Origin of the sequence: Leisingera sp. ANG-M6, assembly GCF_000813905.1 — a bacterium.
In the GTDB taxonomy this organism is placed as follows: Bacteria; Pseudomonadota; Alphaproteobacteria; order Rhodobacterales; family Rhodobacteraceae; genus Leisingera.
In genome coordinates this window covers 1-25,157 of the sequence record NZ_JWLG01000026.1, presented here as the reverse complement: position 1 = coordinate 25,157, position 25,157 = coordinate 1, and the positions used below count along the sequence as shown (strand labels likewise).

The following is a 25,157-nucleotide window of genomic DNA, read 5'->3' as shown; positions in this document are numbered from 1 at the left end:
TCAAACTTTTCCTTAGCCATGATGGCCTCCTTTTGCTTTCGCTGCCATTGCCTGTGAATGGCGATTATTCTCCGAAGATCGCAATCTTCATGCTGTTGGCGAGACTATCAGTAATCTCGTCGAGCTCTTTTTCCGGCGCTCCAATCATTGCAGCGCCAAACAAACCCGGCCGTACTTCTTGCGTTCCGCCATTTACGGTAAACTTGTCTCCGACGGGCTCACCGGTTTCAATGTCAATCAGAGAAACCTCTGTATTGATCCCGCTGTTCGTGCTTCCGATCAATGCCCCGAGACCAGGGTTGGCAATATAGAACTGCACCACATCAACGTGTGCACGTACCGGGCGGCTCCCCGCCCGGCTTGCGCTTGACAGCACGGAAAACGACTTGGCCTGAACCGTGTCCAGAATCTGTTGTTTTGGAACAGCCGTTTTCTCGCGCGCCACCTGCGTGCTAACCGAAACCTCGGTAACACGCAGGCTGGAAGCAGTCTGCGTGTCAACCAGCTGCTGTTGCGAGCAGCCAGCCAACACGGCAAAAGTGCTTGCCAAGACAAAATTGCGCCGATTGATCATCTTACGCGTATTTCGCCTGGATCTCTTCCGAGATGTTCTGCGGAACCGGATCGTAGTGATCGAACTGCATGGTGAACTGGGCGCGGCCCGAGCTCATCGAACGCAGGGTGTTGATGTAGCCGAACATGTTCGCCAGCGGCACAAACGCGTCGATCGCGATTGCGTTGCCGCGGTTCTCCTGGCCGGACACCTGGCCGCGGCGGGATGTCAGGTCGCCGATGATGCCGCCGGTGTATTCTTCCGGGGTGATCACCTCAACCTTCATCACCGGCTCGAGCAGTTTCGCACCAGCCTTGCGCATGCCTTCACGCATGCCCATGCGGGCGGCGATTTCAAAGGCCAGAACCGAGGAGTCCACGTCGTGGAACTTACCGTCGATCAGGGCAACCTTGAAGTCGATCACGGGGAAGCCGGCCAGCGGGCCGCTGTCCATGACGGACTGGATGCCTTTTTCGACGCCCGGGATGTATTCCTTCGGAACCGCACCGCCAACGATGCGGGATTCGAAGGAGTAGCCTTCGCCTGCTTCTGTCGGCGAGATGATCAGCTTCACCTCGGCGAACTGGCCCGAACCACCCGACTGTTTCTTGTGGGTGTAGGAATGCTCGACCTCTTTGGAGATGGTCTCGCGGTAGGCCACCTGCGGCGCACCGATGTTCGCCTCAACCTTGAACTCGCGCTTGAGGCGGTCCACCAGGATGTCCAGGTGAAGTTCGCCCATGCCCTTCATGATGGTCTGACCGGACTCGATGTCGGTCTCGACGCGGAAGGACGGGTCTTCGGCGGCCAGACGGGCCAGACCCTGGGACATCTTCTCCTGGTCGGCCTTGGTTTTCGGCTCAACCGCGATCTCGATCACCGGATCGGGGAAGGTCATGGTTTCCAGAACAACCGGATCGTTGACGGCGCAGAGGGTGTCACCGGTGGTGGTGTCCTTCAGGCCTGCCAGCGCGATGATGTCGCCTGCGAACGCTTCCGTGATTTCCTCACGGTTGTTCGAGTGCATCATCATCATCCGGCCAACGCGCTCTTTCTTGCCCTTGGTCGAGTTCAGCAGGGTGTCGCCCTTGTTCAGCACGCCGGAGTAGATCCGGGTGAAGGTCAGGGAGCCGACGAACGGGTCGTTCATGATCTTGAACGCCAGGCCGGAGAACGCCATTTCGTCGTCCGCACGGCGGGCGATGTTGCGCTCTTCGGTTTCGTCACCGGGTTTGAAGCCCATGTAGTCGACAACGTCCAGCGGGCTGGGCAGGTAGTCGATCACAGCGTTGAGCAGCGGCTGAACGCCTTTGTTCTTGAACGCGGAGCCGCCCAGGACCGGAACGAAGGCCAGTTCCAGGGTGCCCTTGCGCAGCAGGGCGCGCAGGGTCGGAACGTCGGGCTCTTCGCCTTCCAGGTAGGCTTCCATCGCGTCGTCGTCCATTTCGACGGCCGCTTCGATCATCTTGCCGCGCCACTCGTCAGCCATGTCTTTCAGGCTGTCGCGGATCGGAGCTTTGACCCAGGATGCGCCCAGGTCTTCGCCCTGCCACAGCCATTCTTCCATGTTGACCAGGTCAACCAGGCCTTCCAGCTCGTTCTCGGCGCCGATCGGCACACCAACCGGAACCGCGCGGGCGCCGGTACGGTCTTCGATCATGTTGACGCAGTTGAAGAAGTCAGCGCCGATCTTGTCCATCTTGTTGACGAACACCATGCGCGGAACCTTGTAGCGGTCAGCCTGACGCCACACGGTTTCGGTCTGCGGCTCAACACCGGCGTTGGCGTCCAGAACACAGACAGCACCGTCGAGAACCGCCAGCGAACGCTCAACTTCGATGGTGAAGTCAACGTGGCCGGGGGTGTCGATGATGTTCAGGCGGTGCTTCGGAGAGTCAGCGGTTTTGCCGTCTTCGGTGCGTTCCCAGAAGGTGGTGGTCGCAGCCGAGGTGATGGTGATGCCGCGTTCCTGCTCCTGCTCCATCCAGTCCATGGTGGCTGCACCGTCGTGCACCTCACCGATGTTGTGGGATTTGCCGGTGTAATACAGGATGCGCTCGGAGCAGGTGGTTTTACCCGCATCGATGTGCGCCATGATACCGAAGTTACGGTACAGATTGAGGGGATATTCGCGTGCCATAGGTCTATGTCCTCTAGCTTACCAGCGATAATGGGAGAAGGCTTTGTTGGCCTCTGCCATCTTGTGGGTGTCTTCGCGCTTCTTGACCGCGGTGCCACGGGACTGGACGGCGTCCAGCAGCTCGCCTGCGAGGCGCTCTTCCATGGTGTTTTCGTTGCGGTTGCGGGCGGCAGCGATCAGCCAGCGGATGGCCAGCGCTTCGCGGCGCTCGGGGCGGACTTCAACCGGAACCTGGTAGGTTGCACCGCCAACACGGCGGGAGCGGACCTCGACGGACGGTTTGATGTTGTCCAGCGCTTCGTGGAAGACTTCAACCGGAGCGCGCTTGATCTTGCCTTCAACGCGGTCGAATGCGTTGTAGACGATACGCTCTGCGACCGACTTCTTGCCGTCGATCATCAGGTTGTTCATGAACTTGGTCAGAACGCGGTCGCCGAACTTGGCGTCGGGCAGAACTTCGCGTTTTTCAGCGGCGTGACGACGTGACATATCAGCCTCTCCTTCTTACTTAGGACGCTTCGCGCCGTACTTCGAGCGGCGCTGCTTACGGTCTTTGACGCCCTGGGTATCCAGAACACCGCGCAGGATGTGGTAACGGACACCCGGAAGGTCTTTTACACGGCCGCCGCGGATCAGAACCACGGAGTGTTCCTGAAGGTTGTGGCTTTCACCGGGGATGTAGGAGATCACTTCGTAACCGTTGGTCAGGCGGACCTTCGCAACTTTCCGCATAGCGGAGTTCGGTTTCTTCGGAGTGGTGGTGTACACGCGGGTGCAGACGCCGCGCTTTTGCGGGCACTGCTCGAGGTGCTGGGACTTCGAAACTTTACGCTTCGGCTGACGCGGCTTGCGGATCAGCTGCTGGATCGTTGGCATTCAGGTATTCCCCGTTTAGCAACTTGTCATGCACGCCGGCGCGTGCGGGTGATTTCGCTGCACCTGTGCGTCCACAAGCGCAAAAACCGCAATCGCTCCCATTCCGAGGTGAGACGACGCGGTGTGTTTACAGAGGATCCGGGTGGTAAAAGTGCCCGGACCTTGAGCCACTGCAATTTTGAATTCGGCTTTCGAAGCATACACTCCGGGTGCCGGATAGGCGCGCGTATATGGGGAGTCGCGGGGGTTGTCAACAGCAGCCGGGCGCTGCGGGCCGGGCCGCACCGGCGCGGCGGTTGCCAGCGGGCTGCCGGCCCGCCATAGTCGCCGGCGCAGGCATTTGCAACAAACGGATTTCAGTATGCAGGTCATCGGGCTGTGCCGGTTCTCTTACCCGGCCATCGGCGGGTTTCAGGTCGAGCATGAGACAATGGCGGAGCGGATCGCCTATCTCTACTCTGACGCGCGGATGGAGGAGCGGTTCCGGCTGTTCGAGACTGTCGCCCTGCCGTCCCTGCGGGCGCAGAGCGACCCCGGTTTTGACCTGATCATCGTGACCGGCGACAGCCTGCCCCGGCAGCACTCTGACCGGCTGCGGGATCTGACCTCGGACATGCCGCAGGTGCAGATCGTGGCCCAGCCGCCGCGCCGCCACCGCGAGGTGATGAAGGAGCTGCTGAACAGCGCCCGCAAGGATCCGCACCAGCCCTGCCTGCAATTCCGCTTTGACGACGACGATGCGGTGGCCGGTGAGTTCATCGAGCGGCTGCGGGAGACGGCTGCGGATTGCGCGCCGCTCCTGGCCAAGACGGACACCGCCGCGATTGATTTCAACCGCGGCTATATCGCCGAATTCAGCGCCGATGGGATCGCCGCCTCGGAACCTGCCGTGCGGCCCTATTTCACCGCGGCGCTGGCGATGTATGCGGCGGGCGGCTGCCGCAAGACGATCATGAACTTCGCCCATAACCGCATCCACCACCACATGCCGACGGTGACCGTGACCGATGTGCCGATGTGGGTGCGCAGCCACAACCGGTTCAACGATTCCCGCCAGGACCGGGCCAAGCCGGTTGAGGTAACCCGGCTGACGCCGAAGCAGGAACGCGAATTCGCAACCGTCTTCGGCATCAGGGCAGACCGCGTGCGCGCAGCGTTCAGCGCGTGACCGGGCGGCGTTTCCGGGCGGCCTGGCGCTCCCGGTAAAAGGTGAAGACGCCGGCCCCGGCCACGATGGCCGCGCCCAAGAGCGTCACCGCATCCGGCCATTCGCCGAACACCAGCCAGCCCAACAGCAGCGCCCACAGCAATCCGCTGTAACGCAGCGGCGCAATCACCGCGATCTCCCCCACCCGCATGGTCATGACTGAGCACAGGTAACCCGCAAAGATGAACAGGGCCGCGCAGCCCAGGATCAGCAGCTCGCGCCCGCCCATCGGCTGCCATTCCACCGCGGCAGAGCCCGCAATGCCGAAGGCCAGCACCGACAGCGAGGACATCAGCGTCACCGTCATCGACGGCACCTCCGGCGGCATCCGCCGGGTGACCAGGTCACGCGCAGTGATGCAGGCCACCGACGCCAGCGCATATAGCGCCCCCTCGCTGAACCCCTCCGGCCCCGGCCGCACAATCAGCAGCATGCCGCAGAAACCCGCGGCAATCGCTGCCATCCGGCGCCAGCCCACCGGCTCTTGCAGGAACAGCGCAGCACTCAGCGTCACCGCCAGCGGCAGCACCTGCAGAACTGCGGTGACATTGGCAATCGGCATCACCATCAGCGCGGTCAGGAACAGGTAGGTGGCCGAGACTTCGCCCGCGCAGCGCAACGCGATCATGCCCCAGGCGCGGCGCGGCAGGTGCAGCCCGCCCATCCGCCGCACCAGCAGATAGATCAGCACGCTGGCCGCCAGCCCGCGCACCGTCAGGATCTGCGGCAGCGGCAGCGCCCCGCCGATCAGCTTTACCAGCGCATCGTTGAAGGTATAGGCCGCCATCGCCCCCATCATCAAAAGCGCGCCTGTCTGGTTTGGTGTCATGGCAGCAATGCCCTCACTTGATCGCCGGTGCGGCCGAAGTGCCGCTCCAGTGCCTCTTCAATTTTCTGCGGGGGCCATTTCCGGGCGTCGCCGATCTGTACCGGGTCGGATTTGTTGTCGCCATGAACCGTCCGCAGGAAGGCCGGCACCGAGATGTCGGAGACCGTGTTGAGGTGCTGGGCGATACGGCGGTGGTTGTAGGTATAGGGGTTTACCGTCTCCCCCGCAGGCGCCACCACCGTCAGCCCGGCGGACAGCGGCAGCCGTTCGCAGGCGTCATAGACGTCTGCCCCGCTGGCCCCCTTTTCCAGATAGAAACCGCGATTGTGGGCAATTGCAAAGGGCGCGCTGCCGCCGCCCTGCAGCGGGATCAGGCCGCGGGCGAGGCGCTTGGTGCGGCGGACAAAGTCCCCGTCCACCGCATCATCGTCATCCAGCCGGAACAGCACCCGATGGGTCGCCTGGGGCAGCGGGAGCAGAGCGAGGGCCTGCTTCAGCTGCTGGTAGTGGATTGCCGGCGCCGCGGCATGGCAGAAGATATTGGCATAGGGTTCGGTCAGGTCCAGCAGCCGCTCCAGATAGGGCGGCGGCAGGCTGTCGGAGGTCAGCACGATCAGCCGGAACCGCGGGTCGCTCTGCCGGGTCAGCGCATGCAGGCACAGGTTTTCAAACAGCCGGAACCGCAGCTCCATCCGTTCCGGGCTGAACAGATGCGCGGCCTTTTCCTCCAGCGTGCCGAAGCGTTCCGAATAGTAATCCGTGCTCAGCACGGAAAAGCGGACCAGCCCGGCCATCCGCAGCCTGATGTCCATCCCTGCACCCTCCCTGCCCTGCAACAGATAGCCCCGGCAGCAGATGTGAAAAAGCCCCCGCATCAGCGATGCGGGGGCTTTTCTGTTTTTTGATCAGCTGCCGGAGCTTAGTCGCGGCTTTCCGGGGTATCGACCAGGTTGTCCAGACCAGCGTCCATCGCGTCCTCGTCCATCACCGGCGCAGCCAGGGCTGCAGCGGCTTCGGCTTCCTCGCGGCGGGCTTCCAGAACCACGTTGTCGCGGCCCTGGGCGATCTGGCGCACCCGCTGGGTGGCGCCGCCGGTGCCGGCCGGGATCAGGCGGCCCACGATGACGTTCTCCTTGAGGCCGACCAGCTTGTCCTTCTTGCCCTGCACCGAAGCCTCGGTGAGAACCCGGGTGGTCTCCTGGAAGGAGGCCGCCGAGATGAAGGAGCGGGTCTGCAGCGACGCCTTGGTGATACCCAGCAGGATCGGTTCGCCCTGAGCCGGACGCTTGCCGCGGGCAAGGGCCTTCTCGTTGGCGGCGTCGAACTCCTGCTTGTCCACGTGTTCGCCTTTCAGCAGCGTGGTGTCGCCGGAGTCGGAGATCTCCCACTTCTGCAGCATCTGGCGGACGATCACCTCGATGTGCTTGTCGTTGATCTTCACACCCTGCAGGCGGTAGACGTCCTGGACCTCGTCGATCATGTAGTTCGCCAGTGCCTCGACACCCATGATGGACAGGATGTCATGCGGCGCCGGGTTGCCGTCCATGATGTAGTCGCCCTTCTGGACAAAGTCACCTTCCTGAACCGGAATGTGCTTACCCTTGGGCACCATGTATTCGACGGCTTCCATCGACTCGTCGCTCGGCTCGATCGCAATACGGCGCTTGTTCTTGTAGTCGCGGCCGAAGCGCACGTAACCATCGATTTCGGCGATGATCGCGTGATCTTTCGGACGGCGGGCTTCGAACAGTTCCGCAACGCGCGGCAGACCACCGGTAATGTCCTTGGTCTTGGCGCCTTCACGCGGGATACGCGCGACAACGTCACCTGCCATGATCTGCTGGCCGTCTTCGACCGACAGGATGGCATCCACGGACATCGGGTAGGTCAGCGGGTTACCTGCGTCGTTGCGCACCGGTTCGCCATTGCCGTCCACCAGGATGATTTCCGGCTTCAGGTCAGAGCCCTTCGGCGCCGCACGCCAGTCGATCACGATCTTCTGGGTCATGCCGGTGGCTTCGTCGGTCTCGTCGCGGACCGCCAGGCCCGAGATCAGGTCGACATACTTGGCGGTACCCGGCTTCTCGGCGATGATCGGCAGGGTGTAGGGGTCCCATTCGAACAGCTTGTCGCCGCGGTTGACCATCTGGCCTTCCTTGACGAACAGCTTGGAGCCGTAGCCCAGCTTGTGGCTGGCGCGCTCTTCGCCGTGCTCGTCCTGGATGATCAGCTTCATGTTGCGGCCGACAACCAGGGTCTCGCCATTGGCGTTCTCCAGGGTCTGCGGCATCTCGAAGACGATCTTGCCGGACTGCGAGGCTTCCAGGAACGACTGCTGGCCACCCTGGGCAACGCCGCCGATGTGGAAGGTCCGCATGGTCAGCTGGGTACCGGGTTCACCGATCGACTGCGCCGCGATGATACCGACGGCCTCGCCGGTGTTCACGCGGGTGCCGCGGGCCAGGTCACGGCCGTAGCACATGGCGCAGACGCCCTCTTCGCTCTCACAGGTCAGCGGCGAGCGGATGCGGGTCGATTGCACGCCGGCCTCTTCCACTGCGTCGGCCATGCGTTCGTCGATCAGCTGGCCTGCAGCGATGATGATCTCTTCGGTGCCGGGCTTCTTGATGTCATCCGCAGCCACACGGCCCAGGATGCGCTCGCCCAGCGACGCCACGACTTCACCATCGTTCACAGCCGCTTCTGCGGTGATCGCACGCTCGGTGCCGCAATCGATCTCGCGAACGATGCAGTCCTGCGCCACGTCCACCAGACGGCGGGTCAGGTAACCCGAGTTCGCCGTCTTAAGCGCGGTATCCGACAGACCCTTACGGGCACCGTGGGTCGAGTTGAAGTACTCGAGAACGGTCAGGCCTTCTTTAAAGTTCGAGATGATCGGGGTCTCGATGATGTCGCCGTTCGGCTTGGCCATCAGGCCGCGCATGCCGCCCAGCTGTTTCATCTGGGTAACCGAGCCACGCGCACCGGAGTGGGCCATCATGTAGACCGAGTTCGGTTCCATCACGGCGCCGTTCTCGTCCCGCTTGTCAGCGGAGATGGTGCCCATCATCGCTTCGGTGACCTTGTCGTTACACTTCGACCAGGCATCGACAACTTTGTTGTACTTTTCGCCCTGAGTGATCAGGCCGTCCATGTACTGCTGTTCGAAGTCTTTCACCTGCTCGCGGGTGTCGTCGACGATGGTCCACTTGGTATCCGGGATCACCATGTCGTCCTTGCCGAAGGAGATGCCGGCCTTGAACGCTTCGCGGAAGCCCATGGTCATGATCTGGTCGCAGAAGATGACCGACTCTTTCTGGCCGCAGTAGCGGTAGACGGTGTCGATGACCTGCTGAACCTCTTTCTTCCGCAGAAGACGGTTGACCAGTTCAAAAGGCGCCTTGGCGTTTTTCGGCAGCAGCGCGCCCAGACGGACACGGCCCGGGGTGGTCTCGAAACGCTGGAGAACCTCGTTGCCTTCCTCGTCGATCTGGGTGATCCGCGCGGTGATCTTGGTGTGCAGATGCACTTCGCCGGCGTCCAGCGCGTGCTGAACCTCGTCGATGGTGCCAAAGATCTTGCCTTCGCCGGGCATGCCTTCGCGTTCCAGGGACACATAGTAGAGACCCAGGATCATATCCTGCGAAGGAACGATGATCGGCGCGCCGTTGGCGGGCGACAGAACGTTGTTGGTCGACATCATCAGGACGCGCGCTTCCAGCTGGGCCTCAAGGCTCAGCGGGACGTGCACAGCCATCTGGTCGCCGTCAAAGTCCGCGTTGAACGCCGAGCAGACCAGCGGGTGCAGCTGGATCGCCTTGCCTTCGATCAGCGTGGGTTCGAACGCCTGGATACCCAGACGGTGCAGCGTCGGTGCGCGGTTCAGCATCACCGGGTGCTCGCGGATCACCTCATCGAGGATATCCCACACTTCGGGACGCTCTTTCTCGACCAGCTTCTTCGCCTGCTTCACGGTCGAGGACAGGCCCTTGGCCTCCAGACGCGAGTAGATGAAGGGCTTGAACAACTCCAGCGCCATCTTCTTGGGCAGGCCGCACTGGTGCAGCTTCAGCTCAGGACCGGTCACAATCACCGAACGGCCGGAGAAGTCGACGCGCTTACCCAGAAGGTTCTGACGGAAGCGGCCCTGCTTGCCTTTCAGCATGTCCGAGAGCGACTTCAGCGGGCGCTTGTTGGCGCCGGTGATGACGCGGCCGCGGCGGCCGTTGTCGAACAGCGCGTCAACGGATTCCTGCAGCATCCGCTTTTCGTTGCGGACGATGATGTCAGGCGCGCGCAGTTCGATCAGCCGCTTCAGGCGGTTGTTCCGGTTGATCACGCGGCGGTACAGGTCGTTGAGGTCGGAGGTCGCAAAGCGGCCGCCGTCCAGCGGAACCAGCGGGCGTAGTTCCGGCGGAATGACCGGGATCACGGTCATGATCATCCATTCCGGACGGTTGCCCGATTCCAGGAAGGATTCCACGACTTTCAGACGCTTGATGATCTTCTTGGGCTTCAGTTCGCCGGTCGCTTCGGCCAGTTCGGCGCGCAGCGTTTCGGCTTCCGATTCCAGGTCGATCTGGGCCAGCATGTCACGGATTGCCTCAGCGCCGATATTGGCGGTGAAGGCGTCCATGCCATAGGCATCCTGGGCGTCCATGTACTCTTCTTCGGTCATCATCTGACCATAGGTCAGGTCGGTCAGGCCCGGTTCGATGACAACGTAGTTTTCAAAGTACAGAACCCGTTCCAGGTCGCGCAGGGTCATGTCCAGCATCAGGCCGATGCGGCTGGGCAGCGACTTCAGGAACCAGATATGCGCGACAGGTGCTGCCAGTTCGATGTGACCCATGCGCTCGCGGCGCACTTTCTGCAGGGTGACCTCGACGCCGCATTTTTCACAGACGACGCCGCGGTACTTCATCCGCTTATATTTGCCGCACAGGCATTCGTAGTCTTTGATCGGGCCAAAGATCCGGGCGCAGAACAGGCCGTCGCGCTCCGGCTTGAAGGTCCGGTAGTTGATGGTCTCGGGCTTTTTGATTTCGCCATAGGACCAAGACAGGATCCGTTCCGGGCTGGCCAGCGAGACTTTGATTTCATCAAAGACCTTCGGCGGGGTCAGCGGGTTGAACGGGTTGTTGGTGATTTCCTGGTTCATTTTGATACCTCAAATCTTGCGGAAGGGGGGAGCGGGAGAAGGGCGCGGGGCCCTTACTCCTCAACCTCCGCATCCAGGAGTTCCATGTTCAGGCCGAGGCCGCGGACTTCTTTAACCAGAACGTTGAACGATTCCGGCACGCCCGCCTCGAAGTTATCCTCGCCCTTGACGATCGACTCATAGACCTTGGTCCGGCCGGCGACGTCATCCGATTTGACGGTGAGCATCTCCTGCAGGGTGTAGGCGGCGCCATAGGCTTCCAGAGCCCAGACTTCCATCTCACCAAAGCGCTGACCGCCGAACTGCGCCTTACCGCCCAGCGGCTGCTGGGTAACCAGCGAGTACGGGCCGGTGGAACGCGCGTGGATCTTGTCGTCCACCAGGTGGTGCAGCTTCAGCAGGTACTTGATGCCAACGGTCACGGGGCGCGCAAACTGCTCGCCGGTGCGGCCGTCGAACAGGATCGACTGGCCGGACTGGTCAAAGCCCGCACGCACCAGGGCGTTGTTCACATCGTCTTCCTTGGCGCCGTCGAAGACCGGGGTCGCAATCGGCACACCGCGGGTCACGTTGCCTGCGGCTTCGATCAGCGTGTCCTCGTCCATGTTGGCGATGCCTTCGTCGTAGACATCGTCGCCATAGGCGTGGTGCATCGCTTCACGGACCGGGGTCAGATCGCCCGAGCGGCGGTATTCCTGCAGCGCGTCATCCACCTTGATGCCGAGGCCGCGTGCGGCCCAGCCCATGTGGGTCTCCAGGATCTGACCGACGTTCATACGCGACGGCACGCCCAGCGGGTTAAGGCAGAAGTCGACCGGGGTACCGTCGGCGAGGAACGGCATGTCCTCCATCGGCACCACTTTCGAAATCACACCTTTGTTGCCGTGACGGCCGGCCATCTTGTCGCCCGGCTGCAGCTTGCGCTTCACCGCGATGAAGACCTTGACCATCTTCATCACACCCGGCGGCAGGTCGTCGCCGCGGCGGACCTTCTCGACCTTGTCCTCGAAACGGGCGTCCAGGGCACGCTTCTGCGCCTCGTACTGCTCGTTCAGGGCCTCGACGACCTGGGCGTCCTGCTCATCCTCAAGGGCAAGCATCCACCACTGGCCGCGGGACAGGCTGTCCAGCAGCTCCTCGTCGATCGGGGAACCGGAGCGCACGCCTTTCGGGCCTTTGACCGCTACTTTGCCCAGCAGCATATCGCGCAGGCGGGCATAGATGTTGCGGTCCAGGATCGCCAGCTCGTCGTCCCGGTCACGGGCCAGACGCTCGACTTCCTCACGCTCGATCTGCAGCGCACGCTCGTCTTTCTCCACGCCGTGGCGGTTGAAGACGCGCACCTCGACCACGGTACCGTAGTCGCCCGGCTTCACGCGCAGCGAGGTGTCGCGCACGTCGGAAGCCTTCTCGCCGAAGATGGCGCGCAGCAGCTTCTCTTCCGGGGTCATCGGGCTTTCGCCCTTCGGAGTGATCTTGCCGACCAGAATGTCGCCCGGTTCCACATCGGCACCGATGTAGACGATGCCCGCCTCGTCGAGGTTGCGCAGGGCTTCCTCGCCGACGTTGGGGATGTCGCGGGTGATTTCTTCCGGCCCGAGCTTGGTGTCACGGGCGGCGACTTCAAACTCCTCGATGTGAACCGAGGTGAAGACGTCGTCACGCGCGATGCGCTCGGAGATCAGGATCGAGTCTTCGTAGTTGTAGCCGTTCCACGGCATGAACGCGACGACCACGTTTTTGCCCAGTGCCAGTTCGCCCATATCGGTCGACGGGCCGTCGGCGATAACCTCGCCCTTGGCAACGGTGTCGCCCACCTTGACCAGAGGCTTCTGGTTGATGGTGGTGTTCTGGTTGGAACGCTGGAACTTGCGCAGACGGTAGATGTCAACGCCCGCGTCGCCCAGCTCCAGATCGGAGGTGGCGCGGATCACGATACGCTGCGCATCGACCTGGTCGATGATGCCCGCACGCTTGGCCTGGATGGCCGCGCCGGAGTCGATCGCAACCTTTTCCTCGATGCCGGTGCCGACCAGCGGCGCCTCTGCGCGCAGCAGCGGAACCGCCTGACGCTGCATGTTCGAGCCCATCAGAGCGCGGTTGGCGTCGTCGTTTTCCAGGAACGGGATCAGCGAGGCAGCAACGGAGACCAGCTGCTTCGGCGACACGTCAATGAGGTCCACGCTTTCGCGCGGCGCCAGGGTGTAGTCGCCGGACTGACGGGTCGACACCAGGTCGTTGATGAACTTGCCGCTCTCGTCCAGGGTCGCGTTCGCCTGCGCCACGGTGTGGCGCATTTCCTCGGTTGCCGACATGTAGTGCACTTCGTCGGTCACCTGGCCTTCGTTCACCACCCGGTAGGGGGTCTCGATGAAGCCGTATTTGTTGACGCGCGCGAAGGTCGCCAGCGAGTTGATCAGACCAATGTTCGGACCTTCCGGGGTCTCAATCGGGCACATCCGGCCATAGTGGGTCGGGTGCACGTCGCGGACCTCAAAGCCGGCGCGCTCGCGGGTCAGGCCGCCCGGGCCAAGCGCCGACAGGCGGCGTTTGTGGGTGACTTCCGACAGCGGGTTGGTCTGGTCCATGAACTGCGACAGCTGCGAGGAGCCGAAGAATTCACGCACTGCGGCAGCAGCCGGTTTCGCGTTGATCAGATCCTGCGGCATCACGGTGTCGATCTCGACGGAGGACATCCGCTCCTTGATCGCACGCTCCATGCGCAAGAGGCCGACGCGGTACTGGTTTTCCATCAGCTCGCCGACGGACCGCACGCGGCGGTTGCCCAGGTGGTCGATGTCGTCGACATCGCCGCGGCCGTCACGCAGGTCGACCAGCGCCTTGATGCAGGCAACGATGTCTTCCTTGCGCAGGGTGCGCTGGGTGTCCTCGGCGTCCAGTGCCAGGCGCATGTTCATCTTCACGCGACCCACAGCGGACAGGTCGTAGCGCTCAGAATCGAAGAACAGGGTGTCGAACAGCGCCGAGGCGGCCTCGACGGTGGGCGGCTCGCCCGGGCGCATCACGCGGTAGATGTCCATCAGCGCGCTGTTGCGGTCCAGGTTCTTGTCCTGCGCCATGGTGTTGCGCATGTAGGGGCCGACGTTGACGTTGTCGATGTCCAGCACCGGAATGTCGGTGATGCCCGCGTCCAGCAGCTCCTTCAGGGAACCGCCGATCAGCTCGCCGTCCTTGTCGTATTCCAGGGTCAGCTCATCACCGGCCTCGACATAGATCGCGCCGTTGTCTTCGTTGATGATGTCCTTGGAGACATATTTGCCGACGATGTGATCGAACGGAACCAGAAGGTCGGTGACAGAGCCTTCCTCAATCAGCTTCTTGACGGCGCGCGGGGTGACCTTCTTGCCGGCTTCGCAGATGATCTCGCCGGTTGCAGCGTCCACCAGGTCGTAGGTCGGGCGGGTGCCGCGCACGCGTTCCGGGAAGAACGGGGTAACCCAGCCGCGGGATTTCTCCAGCTTGAACTGCACGGTGTTGTAATAGGCATCCATGATGCCTTCCTGGTCCAGGCCCAGGGCGTACAGCAGGGTGGTCACCGGCAGCTTGCGGCGGCGGTCGATACGGGCAAAGACGATGTCCTTGGCGTCGAACTCGAAGTCCAGCCAGGAGCCGCGGTACGGGATGATGCGGCAGGCAAACAGCAGCTTGCCCGAGGAGTGGGTCTTGCCCTTGTCGTGGTCGAAGAACACGCCCGGCGAGCGGTGCATCTGGGACACGATCACACGCTCGGTGCCGTTCACGATGAAGGTGCCGTTCGGGGTCATCAGGGGCATGTCGCCCATGAAGACGTCCTGTTCCTTGATGTCCTTCACCGACTTCGCGCCAGTGTCCTCATCGACATCAAACACGATCAGGCGCAGGGTAACCTTCAGCGGCGCCGAGTAGGTCATGTCGCGCTGCATGCACTCTTCGACGTCGTACTTCGGCTTCTCGAACGAGTATTTCACGAACTCCAGAACGGAGGTTTCGTTGAAATCCTTGATCGGGAATACCGACTGGAACACACCTTTGATGCCTTCGCCGTCCAGCGGCTCAGCTGCATCGCCGGAGCGCAGGAAAAGGTCATAAGAAGATTTCTGCACCTCGATGAGGTTCGGCATCTCCAGCACTTCGCGGATTTTGCCGTAATATTTGCGTAGACGTTTCTGGCCAAGGAACGATTGAGCCATGTCAGATGTCACCTTTCGAGTTCTCACCGGTCAAGGAAGCCGCCGGGCCCCGGCTCCTTGCCCATACGAGACAGCGCGTTCGGATCAATTCATGGCCACCGTCCCGAAGGCAGCCTCCCGATCCTTTGAACTCCGCCTAAGAAAACGCCTCTTGGATGAGGCCCTTTCTAAGACAGGTTCGGCTGGGCCCGGAAAAATCCGGACCCAGCCAAATTTCCGATGCATCGGCGATGCACCAGAGGCAGGACTTAGGCCAGCTCGACTTCGGCGCCAGCTGCTTCCAGCTTGGCTTTGATGTCTTCTGCTTCGGCTTTGTCGATGCCTTCTTTGATTTTGCCGCCAGCTTCGACCAGCTCTTTGGCTTCTTTCAGGCCCAGGCCGGTGATGCCGCGAACTTCTTTGATCACGTTGATCTTGGAAGCGCCGGCGTTCTTCAGAACGACGTCGAATTCGGTCTTTTCTTCTTCAGCTGCGCCACCGGCGTCGCCGCCAGCTGCAACCATCACAGCGCCGCCAGCAGCGGGCTCGATGCCGTATTCGTCTTTCAGGATGGTTTTCAGTTCTTGTGCTTCCAGCAGGGTCAGACCCACGATGCTTTCTGCGAGTGCTTTCAGATCAGCCATTGTTCAGCTCTTTCCGTTTACAGTATGTGTGTTCCAACGTGCGGGCTTTTACCCCACGCCAGCCATTCAGTGCCAACCGCTTACGCAGCTTCCGCCTTCTCTTCGATGGTCGAAAGGATGCTTGCGATGTTGCTTGCAGGTGCGCCAATCGCGCCGGCGATGTTGGAAGCAGGTGCGCCAATGCAGCTTGCGATCTGAGCGATGAGCTCGTCGCGGGACGGCATTTTCGACACGGCTTCGACACCGGCACGGTCCAGAGCGTTCTCACCCATTGCGCCGCCAAGGATCTCAAACTTTTTGTTTTCCTTGGCGAAATCCTCGGCCACTTTTGCAGCGGACACGGGATCTTCGGAGTAGGTCAGAACGGTCATACCCGTCAGCAGGCCGGCCATGCTTGCACACGGCTTACCCTCGAGGGCGATTTTGGCGAGCCTGTTCTTGGCAACACGCACGGAGCTGTTCGCGTCGCTTGCACGCGCGCGCAGATCCTGCATCTCGGCAACTGTCAGACCGGCGTAGTGAGCTACCACCACGACGCCAGAGCTTTCGAAGATCTGGCCGAGTTCCTCGACCACTTTCTCTTTCTGGGCTCTATCCACAGTTCTCTCCAAGTTAGGGATGCTTGCGCATCCCGGCTCATATTTGCCGAACCAGATGGCCCGGCGTTCAGGTCCGTTTTACGGGATGAGCCAAAGTCGCCCGAGGGAATGAAAACCCTCGATCTTCCTGGTCTTACCCGTCTCAGGAGGGAAATTAAGACCCGATCGAAAGGCCACCCACCATCTTGGACGAAATGAAATAAAGCGCACGACGAATCGCACGCTTTATCTCAAGGCCGTAGTTAGTCGCATTTGCGGGGATTTCCAAGGGCCAATCCGCCCCTTTCCGGCAATTTCCCGCAGGCTCAGGCGGCGGCTGCCGCCCCCCGTGCCTGCAGGCAGCTGCGGACCACCCGCGCCTCCCTGCCGGTCAGGGTCATGGCAGCCGTCCCGCCAAAACCCGCAGCCCCGCGCCCCAGGTCCGGAAACAACGCCGCCAATTCCCGGCGCGGACCGCTCTCCAGCGCCGCAACAGATCCCGCCGACAGAAAGAAACTCTCTGTCAGGACACCGTTTGATTTCACGATATGGTGGCGGTCGAACATGAAATGATGGTAGCGGACTGACGCCTGCTCCCGGATGGCAACACCCGGCAGCCCGCACAGGTGCTTGGCCGCCACCAGCACCTCTGCCTTTCCGAACAGCATCTCCGCCGCCGGCAGCTTGATGTGCACCCTGTGCTGCTGCGACAGCACCAGTTCCGAACTGTTGCCGATGGCACCCGGTGCAAACACCACTGGGGCAAAGGCCCCCTCGCCCGGCACCTCAGCCGATGACAGCCAGCGGATGGGCTCCAGCCCGCCATCGAGGGTCCAGACCAGCTGCCCCTGTGCCAGCTCTTCAACCGGAACCGGGCCGCCGGCTGTTTCGATCAGGGTGCCATCCCCGAAACAGGTGATGAAATCGTTGTAGCGGGCGGTGCCGGTGTTGGAGCCGCCAACCTTCACATAGGACTGGCCGCCCTCCAGCGGCGCACTGGTGGCATAGCCCCAGATATCGGAAGTCTGCCCGTTCTGCGAGAAAACATAGATAGTGATCTCCGGCCCGGCGGGGTTGCCGCTTTCGTCCAGCAGCCGCACCTGGATTTGCGATTCCGCCTCCACTTCGGTGCCGTCAGCCACAATGCCGCCGCCATCCGTGATGACGTGGTCATCCTCCCGGTCGTCATTGAACCGGTTCCGCCCGCCGCCGGTGTCATCCAGCGTCACCGTGGTCCCGGTGCCGCCGGAATAGGTAAAGACGGTGCCATCCGGCGTGCCCGAATTGTTGATGACCGGGCCGCCAACGATTGCGCCGCTGGAACTGGACGCAACAATCAGGCTGGAACTGTCTTGTGCAAAGAAGCTTCGAAGTGCCATGGGCCGCAGATAACCCCCGGTGAGACGGGAACAAGATTTAACCCAAGGTTAACCGTATGAAATATCCGTGAGAAGGCCCGCGCCCGCAAACGGCGGAATCCCGCCTTGGGGCCAGCCCCAAAGAAAAAACCCCGGGTGCTTGCGCGCCCGGGGCTCTCAAGTCTGGCAATGCCGTCCGATTACTCGGTGACAGCGTTGTCCACGTCAACCGTGATGCCCGGACCCATGGTCGAGGACAGGTTGATCTTTTTCATGTAGGCACCTTTGGCGCCGGTCGGCTTGGCTTTGGCCACGGCCGACACGAAGGCACGGACGTTCTCGACCAGCTTGGCTTCGTCGAAGGACGCTTTGCCGACGCCGGCATGCACAACGCCGCCTTTTTCCGCTTTGAACTGGACTTCGCCGCCCTTGGCTGCTTCCACGGCCGCTTTCACGTCCATGGTCACGGTGCCGACTTTCGGGTTCGGCATCAGGTTGCGCGGGCCCAGGATTTTGCCCAGACGGCCGACGACCGGCATCATGTCCGGGGTGGCGATGCAGCGGTCAAAGTCGATCTTGCCGCCCTGGATCGCTTCCATCAGGTCTTCGGCGCCGACGATGTCTGCACCGGCTGCGGTGGCTTCGTCAGCCTTGGGGCCGCGGGCGAAGACTGCAACGCGCATGGCTTTGCCGGTGCCGTTCGGCAGGCCGACCACGCCGCGGACCATCTGGTCTGCGTGGCGGGTGTCAACGCCCAGGTTCAGGGAGATTTCGACGGTTTCGTCGAACTTCGAGGTTGCGTTGGCTTTCACCAGGGCAACAGCTTCTTCCACGGACAGGTTTTCTTTGCCTGCGAAAGCTTCGCGCGCGGCGCGGGTGCGTTTACCGAGCTTTGCCATCTTACTTCACCTCGATGCCCATGGAGCGGGCGGAGCCCAGGATGATCTGCATTGCCGCGTCGATGTCGTTGGCGTTCAGATCTTTCATCTTGGCTTCGGCGATTTCCTTCACCTGGGCCACGGTCACGGTGCCGACGGTTTCCCGGCTCGGGTTGTTCGCGCCGGATTTCACCTTGGCCGCCTTCTTCAGGTAGTAAGACGCGGGCGGCGTCTTGATGTCCATGGTGAAGGACTTGTCCTGATAGTAGGTGATCACGGTCGGGCACGGCGCGCCGGGCTCCATGTCTGCGGTCTTGGCGTTGAACGCCTTGCAGAATTCCATGATGTTGATGCCGCGCTGACCCAGGGCCGGGCCGACGGGCGGAGAGGGGTTTGCCTGACCTGCAGGAACCTGCAGCTTCATCGAACCAACAAGCTTCTTAGCCATTTGGTTTTCCTTTCAACGAGGACGGAACGCGTTCCGCCCGGAGAATGTTGCGTGGTCGGATGTCAGGATCGCGATCCCTTGATCTCCCACGAGAGAATCTCGCCCGAAGACGATAGAGGCGGCGTTTACAGGGGAATGAGGGGATTGGCAAGTGGGCGGGAGGGGAATTGAGCAAACCCGGCTCGAGCCTAGCCGAAAGCAATTCCGTTCCATGTTGACTGGTGGACGTGAACGCTTGCGATCAGCTAGTGACGCCCCGTCCGGACCCAATCGGAAGGAAGCTGATGCCACGGCTGGTCAGGAAAACGCCGCGCCATCTCTTCCTTGAGTTTTCGCTCCCGGGAAACGGGGCCGCCAACATGCCAAGCAGCTTCCTCAACTCCGAAATCGGCGGTTAACCGGGCTGGCAAGTGATGCTCAGCGTCCCATACTGCAACAACTTCAAGATCCTGTATGGCCGGGTCCTCCAGTCGCGTTTCACGAGTAGCACCCCCTCCCTCCCAAATGGTTACAGCAAGCGTGCCAACCGGCCACTGAACCTGCGGGGGAACAATGTGCAGCGCCCCAGCGAGATCATAGCGTCCGAGCTTGACCCACCGGCCCGCACGGAGGGCTCGCGTTATTGACGGGAATGCGACCGACACCACAGACATCACTGGCGACGAGAGAATATCTTTGACATTGGCGACTTCGTGATCCCGGCGCCGAAAGAACCCTACCGACTTTTCGGAGGTGACCTGACCGTAATAGATCCATTCACCTTCGCCAAATAGAGCGTATAGCGTTCCTGACTTCAGGTCGGCCCGAGCTTTGGGATTGACTTCAAACATCGCCGCACCATTGCGAGGGATACCCCCCACGTCAACAACTGCTCACCCTTCCGGACCTCTAAGCCAAACCAATTGAACGAAAGGTCTAGATATCTGCCAAACAAAAAAACGCCGCGTTGAACCCAACGCGGCGCCATGCATTCCACTGAGAGGTCTTATCACCCCTGCTTGGTCACCTGGGTGAAGTCCAGTTCCACCGGGGTCTCGCGGCCGAAGATCGACACGGTGACCTTGAGTTTCTGGTTGTCCTCGTCGACCTCTTCGACCATGCCGTCGAAATCCTCGAAGGGGCCGTCGTTCACCTTCACCTTCTCGCCCACCTCGTAGTGGATCAGGGTGCGCGGCGCCTCGACGCCTTCCTCGACGCGGCCCAGGATGCCCTGCACCTCAGCGTCGCGCATCGGCATCGGGCGGCCCTGCGGGCCCAGGAAACCGGTGACGCGGTTGATCGAGGAAATCAGGTGATAGCCGCGGTCGGACATTTCCATGTGCACCAGCACGTAGCCGGGCATGAAGCGGCGCTCGGTCGAGACCTTCTTGCCGCGGCGGATCTCGATCACCTCTTCGGTGGGGACCAGAACCTCGTCGATCTCGTCCTCAAGGCCCTGTTCTGCGACCGAGGTGCGGATCTGCTCTGCGATTTTCTTTTCGAAGTTCGAAAGAACGCTGACCGAATACCACCGTTTCGCCATGAACCGTTGTCCTTGTTCTGCCGGGCGGGCCACTTGCCGCGCCGCTGCCTGTTCATTCCGCTGCAGCCCGCAGGCTGCGCTCTCCAACAAAAAGCGGCGTGCAAACCGAATCGCTGCACGCCCGCCTCAATAATTCCTGCTCAGGTACCGCCCATCGCTGCCAAGATCAAGTGCAGCGCAGCAATTGCGGCCCCAAAGCCCAAGTACCGCTGCGGACTTAGCCGAACATCCCCAGAAGCCCTTGCAGGCCAAAGCGGATCAGCAGGTCCACAAGCGCAAAGAACAGCGCCGTCAGCGCCGCCATGATGAACACCATGACCGTGGTCAGCAGCACTTCGCGGCGGGTCGGCCAGACGACCTTGGAGACTTCGGCGCGAACCTGCTGGATGAACTGAACGGGGTTGATAGTTGCCATACTGGGGGTGTCTCTCTGCTAGCAGTCAGGGCGATGTAACCGGAGCGGCCCGTGAATTCAAGCCCTGCGGCCCTCCTGCCCGGCCCGTTGCGGGTGTTGCGCAGGCAGCGGACGCCGGGTCAATCCAATTTTAATCCACTACTGGCAAAATTGACTCCAGAGGTTCCCTGCGGCCCATCGCGCCGCCCGGGGGCCGGACCGTGTGAATTATTGAGATCGGAAGCCATGACACCTGCCAATTCCCTGTCCGAGGCCGAACAGTTCGAACGCGACGCCAAGTTTGAAGATGCCGCCATGGCCTATGCCGGCATCCTGTCCCGCAACCCCCGCAACAAGCGCGCCCAATCGGCGCTGGAGGGGCTGCGCAAACGGCTGGACTCGCAGACCGATCCGTCGCCGGTGCATCAGGCTGGGCTGGAGGAGGCGCTGGCAGAGGGCCGTCCTTTCGAGGCTGCGGAAAGCTGCGGCGCGCTGCTCAAGACCTTCCGCGAATCGCATTTCCTGTGGGATTTCCTGGGCCGCTGCCACCTGGCCGCGGGCCATCTGGACAATGCCGCCACCTGCCTGAACAAGGCGATCGGGATCAATCCCCGTGCCGCCGGCAGCTATGCTGCGATGGGCCGGGTGAAGGCCGCCCGCGGCGAGCTGGACAACGCCATGGCGCTTTATGACAAGGCGCTGATGCTGGCCGCGAGCTGCCTGCAGGCGCTGCACGGCAAGGCAGAGGTGCTGATCAAGCGCGGCCAGAGCCAGAAGGCGGCCATCATGCTGCGCAAGGCGGTTGCTCTGGCTCCGCATGACGCGGCGCTGCATGTCACCCTGGCGGGCCTCCTGACCCAGCAGGGCGCTGTGGAGGACGCCAAGGAACACTACAACCAGGCCGTCCGCCTGAACCCCGCCCTGACCGAGGCCCGCTACCAGCTGGGCCTGCTGTTGAAGGCTGAGGGCGCCTTTGCCGCTGCCCTGCCCTGTTTCGACAAGGTGCTGAAGGCCAATCCCTCAGACGACCGCGCCCGCACCCAGCGGCTGCATGTGCTGGCAGAGCTGTGCGACTGGAAATGGCTGCCGGAATACAGCGACCACCGCCGCCAGCTGGGCCTGCGCGGCAGCGGCTGCGATCCCAGCGCTCTGATGCTGATGGAGGACAACCCCGACCTCTTGCGCGCCCGCGCCCAATCCTATGCCAGCGAGTTGTTCGGCACGGCTGAGCTGAACAGCACCCCGCCTGCAGGCCAGCGCCCCGCGCGGCTGCGCATCGGCTATTTCTTCGCCGCCCGCGACGCCGCGGCGGTGCTGGACCAGCACGGCGGAATGCTTGCCGCCCACGATGATGGCCGCTTTGACATCCGCATCTATGCGGTTGGCGCAGGCCTGCCGGACAGCGCGGCGCAGAGGTTTGACGGCCTCAAGGTTCTGGATGCCAGCGCCACGGATCAGATGGCGGCGGCGGTGAAGGCAGACCAATTGGACGCCGCGGTGGATCTCTCCGGCTATTCCGGCGGCGGTGCGCTGCCGCTGTTCGCCGCCCGGCTGGCGCCGCTGCACATCCTGTTCCCCGGCTATCCCGGCACCATGGGCACCGCCGCCTATGACTACCTGATCAGCGACGCCGCCGCCTGCCCGCCCGGCAGCGAACGCTACCACAACGAGCACCTGCTGCGTCTGGCTGGCGGCCATCAGGCCGTGACCCCGTCCGCGGCCTCCGCATCACCGGACCGCGCCGCCTGCGGCCTGCCCGCGCAAGGCTTCGTGTTCTCCAGCTTTGCGTCTGGCAGCCATATCACACCGCAGGAATTCGACCTCTGGATGCGCCTTCTGCAAAGCGCTCCGGACAGCGTCCTGTGGCTGGCGGACAACGGTGAACATGCGATGTCCAACCTGCGCCGCGCCGCCGCTGCGCGCGGAATCGATCCGGACCGCCTGGTCTTTGCCCCGGCTGCCAGCCGCGCGGACCACCTAGCCCGCCTGCCGCTGGCGGATCTGGTTCTGGACAGCTTCACCGTGAACGCCGCCGCAGCCGCCCGCGACGCCCTGGCTGCAGGGGTTCCGGTCCTCACCCTGCCCGGCCAGCAATCCGCCGCCCGCACCTCCGCCAGCCTGCTGCAGGCCGCCGGGCTGCCGGACATGATTGCCGAAAGCATGCAGGACTATGAGGCCAAGGCCGCGGAACTGGCGGCAGACAGCACAACCGCCGCCAGCCTGCGCGGCAAGCTCCGCACCCAGCAGCAGACCGCCGCGCTGTTCAGCCCGGAACGGCTGGCCCGGCAGGTGGAGCGCACCTTTGACGCCGCCTGCGAACGGCAGCAGCAGGGGCTGGCCCCGGCCCATCTGGAGCTGGAGTGACCAGACACGCCAAACGGCCTGCCCGAAAGGGCAGTGCTGTACCGGCGATGTGCATGAAAATGGCAGGGGCAGCAGGGTTCGAACCCGCGACCTACGGTTTTGGAGACCGTCGCTCTACCAACTGAGCTATACCCCTGTGGTGCGGCATGTCCTACGGCAGGCGCGCTGCGGAGGCAAGAGGGAAAAGCGCATTTTCTTGCGCCGCCCGGGCGGTTTGCCCGCCGTGGGCTCTGCCTGGGCTTTGCCCCGGCGCAGCCATGCAGTATGACGGGGCAAATGCCGGGGCCAAGCCCCTGTGCCCCCTGCAGGAATGAGCCGTAGCCCCGTGAGCCTCAGAAAGAAAATCGCCGACAGCCCAAAGGTCAACCGCGCCATCGAGGGGCTGTTTGCCGCCTACGTGCGATTCGCCTTCCGCACCTCCCGCTGGACCCGCACCGGGTTTGAGGAGATGGACGCCTGCGTGCGCCGCGGCGAGCCGGTGATCTTTGTGCTGTGGCACCAGCGGCTGATCATGGCGCCCTATCTGTTCGACACCTCGCTGGGCCGCATTTGCGCGCTCACCTCAGCCGCCCGCGCCGGACGTCTGGCGGGCCAGATCCTGGTGCGGCTGGGGTTCGAGACCATCCCGATGTCGAGCCACAAGCGCCATGTGGCCCTGTCGCGCGAAGTGCTGCGCCGCACCCGCGAGGGCTGCTCCATCGGCATCGCCGCCGACGGCCCCCGCGGGCCTGCGCGGGTCTCGTCCACCGTGCCGGTGGTCTGGGCACGGATGACCGGCTGCCGGGTGTTCACCGTCGCCTTTGCCGAAAAGAAGGTGATGAAACTGCCGACCTGGGACCAGCAGATGCTGCCGCTGCCGTTTTCGCGCGGCGTGCTGATGTGCCGGGAATGGACGGACGAGGTGCCGAAGAAGCCCAGCGACGAACAGGTGGAAGGGTTGCGGCAAAGCCTGGAGGCATCGCTGGATGCCATAACGGATGCCGCGGATGCGGCGGCGGGGCGCTGCAGTGAGGATCCAAAGACGCAGGCGGGGTGAGCGGGCGTTTTTCGGCCGGAAAAAAGGCCATGAAAAATCGGTTCTTCATGGGCGGAAACCGCGCCGGTTCTCCGGTCGCAGGCAAACGGCCTGCTTCACTGCGCATGCTCGGGCCGCAGTTTCGCCCACTTCCTTTCCACCTCGGAGAAACCGCAGCGGAACCACTCTGTTCCAGCAACACCAGTTATTCGCACGTTGTCAAAGCACTTGTGCAATTCCGCCTCGAGACGTGCCGGATCTCTGGTTCTGAAGATGTAGCGTAATTCAGGAACACCTGGGTTTCCGGTCCCGTACTGCGAAAAAATGCGGCCCAGAACCGCGCTCTTCTCTGCACTGTTGTGACGGCCGATCTTGCAACAGCTATAGTTCAACTCCGATAGAAGACTGTCCGTGTAGACATAGACACACCCAAGCCCCTGCCCCAGCACTTTGACATCTTTCGAAGATGCGCGCCGCACCTCCAAAAGACGCGTATTGCCACCAAAAGTGATCTCGAGATTGGCGGCCTCCATCAGCTCGTCTGGGTCATCAACCCAATCTGAAAGCTGGTCGGCCTTGTTTTCACACTTGACTGCTCCAGCCTTCACAAACCCGTTCTTGAAAAGGCACACTAGAGCGGCATCACGAATTTCCCCATGCCATCCTTGTCCCGTGTCGAAATAGCGCGCAGGCCCCAGATGGCTGAAATAGCGAGCCGTCGCATCTGCCAAGCTAACCGGCGGGTTCTTCGCAGCTACATCCTGAATAATCCGCTGCGCCAATTTTCTCTGCAGCGGCCTCATCAGAGCGACAACTCTGCTGTGTGACAAAGATTCGTATTCGGTGCTCAAATCAATTCTCCAAACCTGCAAGAAAAAGGGCCGCTCAGTTGAGCGGCCCCTTCTGTAATCACAACCGTGTGGGCTCCCGGCGATTTTCTAGCGAAAACCGCCTGCCGCCCACTGGTCCAAAATCATTATTCAATGATTTTGGACACGACGCCGGCGCCGACGGTGCGGCC

The 25,157-nt window shown here is 62.3% G+C and carries 20 protein-coding genes and 1 tRNA gene; 3 read left to right on the top strand and 18 right to left on the bottom strand.

Annotated features, from left to right (window positions below; translation table 11 throughout):
• Positions 1 to 64: 64 nt before the first annotated feature.
• The 4 genes from RA24_RS20260 to rpsL are packed head-to-tail and all read right to left on the bottom strand — an operon-like array spanning position 65 to position 3,569.
• A complete protein-coding gene (locus RA24_RS20260; RefSeq protein ID WP_019298620.1) occupies positions 65 to 574 on the bottom strand; it encodes a hypothetical protein in 510 nt (169 codons plus the stop codon).
• A 1-nt stretch (position 575) separates the two neighbouring features.
• Entirely contained in the window at positions 576 to 2,693 is a 2,118-nt protein-coding gene (fusA, locus tag RA24_RS20255; protein ID WP_019298619.1) for an elongation factor G, read from the bottom strand.
• Positions 2,694 to 2,711: 18 nt separating this feature from the next.
• A complete protein-coding gene (rpsG, locus tag RA24_RS20250) occupies positions 2,712 to 3,182 on the bottom strand; it encodes a 30S ribosomal protein S7 (RefSeq protein ID WP_019298618.1) in 471 nt (156 codons plus the stop codon).
• 15 nt (positions 3,183 to 3,197) lie between these two features.
• Entirely contained in the window at positions 3,198 to 3,569 is a 372-nt protein-coding gene (gene rpsL, locus RA24_RS20245; RefSeq protein ID WP_019298617.1) for a 30S ribosomal protein S12, read from the bottom strand.
• A 361-nt stretch (positions 3,570 to 3,930) separates the two neighbouring features.
• On the opposite strand from rpsL, the gene RA24_RS20240 reads away from it, so the two are divergent.
• Positions 3,931 to 4,737, top strand: coding sequence for a putative rhamnosyl transferase (locus RA24_RS20240; RefSeq protein WP_039193958.1), 807 nt, complete (start codon positions 3,931 to 3,933; stop codon positions 4,735 to 4,737).
• Here RA24_RS20240 and RA24_RS20235 read toward each other — a convergent pair.
• The 12 genes from RA24_RS20235 to secE all read right to left on the bottom strand — a co-directional run bounded on the left by RA24_RS20235 (position 4,727) and on the right by secE (position 20,778).
• A complete protein-coding gene (locus RA24_RS20235) occupies positions 4,727 to 5,605 on the bottom strand; it encodes a DMT family transporter (RefSeq protein ID WP_039193955.1) in 879 nt (292 codons plus the stop codon). The two genes, RA24_RS20240 and RA24_RS20235, sit on opposite strands and share 11 nt — an antisense overlap.
• Positions 5,602 to 6,417 carry a glycosyltransferase gene (locus RA24_RS20230; protein ID WP_019298614.1) on the bottom strand — a complete coding sequence of 272 codons (816 nt, stop codon included), beginning with the start codon at positions 6,415 to 6,417 and terminating at the stop codon, positions 5,602 to 5,604. Before RA24_RS20230 ends, RA24_RS20235 begins: the two co-directional genes overlap by 4 nt.
• Before the next feature lie 107 nt (positions 6,418 to 6,524).
• Positions 6,525 to 10,766: a DNA-directed RNA polymerase subunit beta' gene (rpoC, locus tag RA24_RS20225; RefSeq protein ID WP_039193952.1), complete on the bottom strand. Its 4,242-nt coding sequence runs from the start codon at positions 10,764 to 10,766 to the stop codon at positions 6,525 to 6,527.
• A gap of 53 nt (positions 10,767 to 10,819) precedes the next feature.
• Positions 10,820 to 14,956, bottom strand: coding sequence for a DNA-directed RNA polymerase subunit beta (gene rpoB / locus RA24_RS20220; RefSeq protein WP_039152530.1), 4,137 nt, complete (start codon positions 14,954 to 14,956; stop codon positions 10,820 to 10,822).
• Positions 14,957 to 15,204: 248 nt separating this feature from the next.
• The gene (rplL, locus tag RA24_RS20215; protein ID WP_019298611.1) at positions 15,205 to 15,579 is read right to left on the bottom strand and encodes a 50S ribosomal protein L7/L12; all 375 of its coding nucleotides are present in this window, start codon (positions 15,577 to 15,579) and stop codon (positions 15,205 to 15,207) included.
• An 80-nt stretch (positions 15,580 to 15,659) separates the two neighbouring features.
• Entirely contained in the window at positions 15,660 to 16,178 is a 519-nt protein-coding gene (gene rplJ / locus RA24_RS20210) for a 50S ribosomal protein L10 (protein ID WP_029205089.1), read from the bottom strand.
• A 305-nt stretch (positions 16,179 to 16,483) separates the two neighbouring features.
• Positions 16,484 to 17,536 (bottom strand): Hint domain-containing protein, encoded by a 1,053-nt coding sequence (locus tag RA24_RS21840; RefSeq protein WP_052257741.1) that lies wholly within the window; start codon positions 17,534 to 17,536, stop codon positions 16,484 to 16,486.
• Between the two features lie 179 nt (positions 17,537 to 17,715).
• Positions 17,716 to 18,414 carry a 50S ribosomal protein L1 gene (gene rplA, locus RA24_RS20200; RefSeq protein WP_019298609.1) on the bottom strand — a complete coding sequence of 233 codons (699 nt, stop codon included), beginning with the start codon at positions 18,412 to 18,414 and terminating at the stop codon, positions 17,716 to 17,718.
• A gap of 1 nt (position 18,415) precedes the next feature.
• The gene (rplK, locus tag RA24_RS20195; RefSeq protein ID WP_019298608.1) at positions 18,416 to 18,841 is read right to left on the bottom strand and encodes a 50S ribosomal protein L11; all 426 of its coding nucleotides are present in this window, start codon (positions 18,839 to 18,841) and stop codon (positions 18,416 to 18,418) included.
• Between the two features lie 245 nt (positions 18,842 to 19,086).
• Positions 19,087 to 19,671 carry a hypothetical protein gene (locus RA24_RS20190; RefSeq protein WP_039193949.1) on the bottom strand — a complete coding sequence of 195 codons (585 nt, stop codon included), beginning with the start codon at positions 19,669 to 19,671 and terminating at the stop codon, positions 19,087 to 19,089.
• Between the two features lie 158 nt (positions 19,672 to 19,829).
• On the bottom strand, positions 19,830 to 20,363 hold the full coding sequence (nusG, locus tag RA24_RS20185; RefSeq protein ID WP_039150217.1) for a transcription termination/antitermination protein NusG: 534 nt from the start codon (positions 20,361 to 20,363) through the stop codon (positions 19,830 to 19,832).
• Between the two features lie 217 nt (positions 20,364 to 20,580).
• Entirely contained in the window at positions 20,581 to 20,778 is a 198-nt protein-coding gene (gene secE, locus RA24_RS20180; RefSeq protein ID WP_019298606.1) for a preprotein translocase subunit SecE, read from the bottom strand.
• Positions 20,779 to 21,003: 225 nt separating this feature from the next.
• On the opposite strand from secE, the gene RA24_RS20175 reads away from it, so the two are divergent.
• Complete coding sequence (locus RA24_RS20175; protein WP_039193948.1) at positions 21,004 to 23,121, top strand: O-linked N-acetylglucosamine transferase, SPINDLY family protein; 2,118 nt, start codon at positions 21,004 to 21,006, stop codon at positions 23,119 to 23,121.
• Between the two features lie 60 nt (positions 23,122 to 23,181).
• Here RA24_RS20175 and RA24_RS20170 read toward each other — a convergent pair.
• Positions 23,182 to 23,257: transfer RNA gene (locus RA24_RS20170), tRNA-Trp, on the bottom strand.
• Positions 23,258 to 23,431: 174 nt separating this feature from the next.
• On the opposite strand from RA24_RS20170, the gene RA24_RS20165 reads away from it, so the two are divergent.
• Positions 23,432 to 24,157: a lysophospholipid acyltransferase family protein gene (locus RA24_RS20165; protein ID WP_241480979.1), complete on the top strand. Its 726-nt coding sequence runs from the start codon at positions 23,432 to 23,434 to the stop codon at positions 24,155 to 24,157.
• A 95-nt stretch (positions 24,158 to 24,252) separates the two neighbouring features.
• On the opposite strand, the gene RA24_RS20160 is transcribed toward RA24_RS20165, so the two are convergent.
• Positions 24,253 to 24,987: a GIY-YIG nuclease family protein gene (locus RA24_RS20160; RefSeq protein WP_039193942.1), complete on the bottom strand. Its 735-nt coding sequence runs from the start codon at positions 24,985 to 24,987 to the stop codon at positions 24,253 to 24,255.
• Positions 24,988 to 25,157 lie beyond the last annotated feature (170 nt).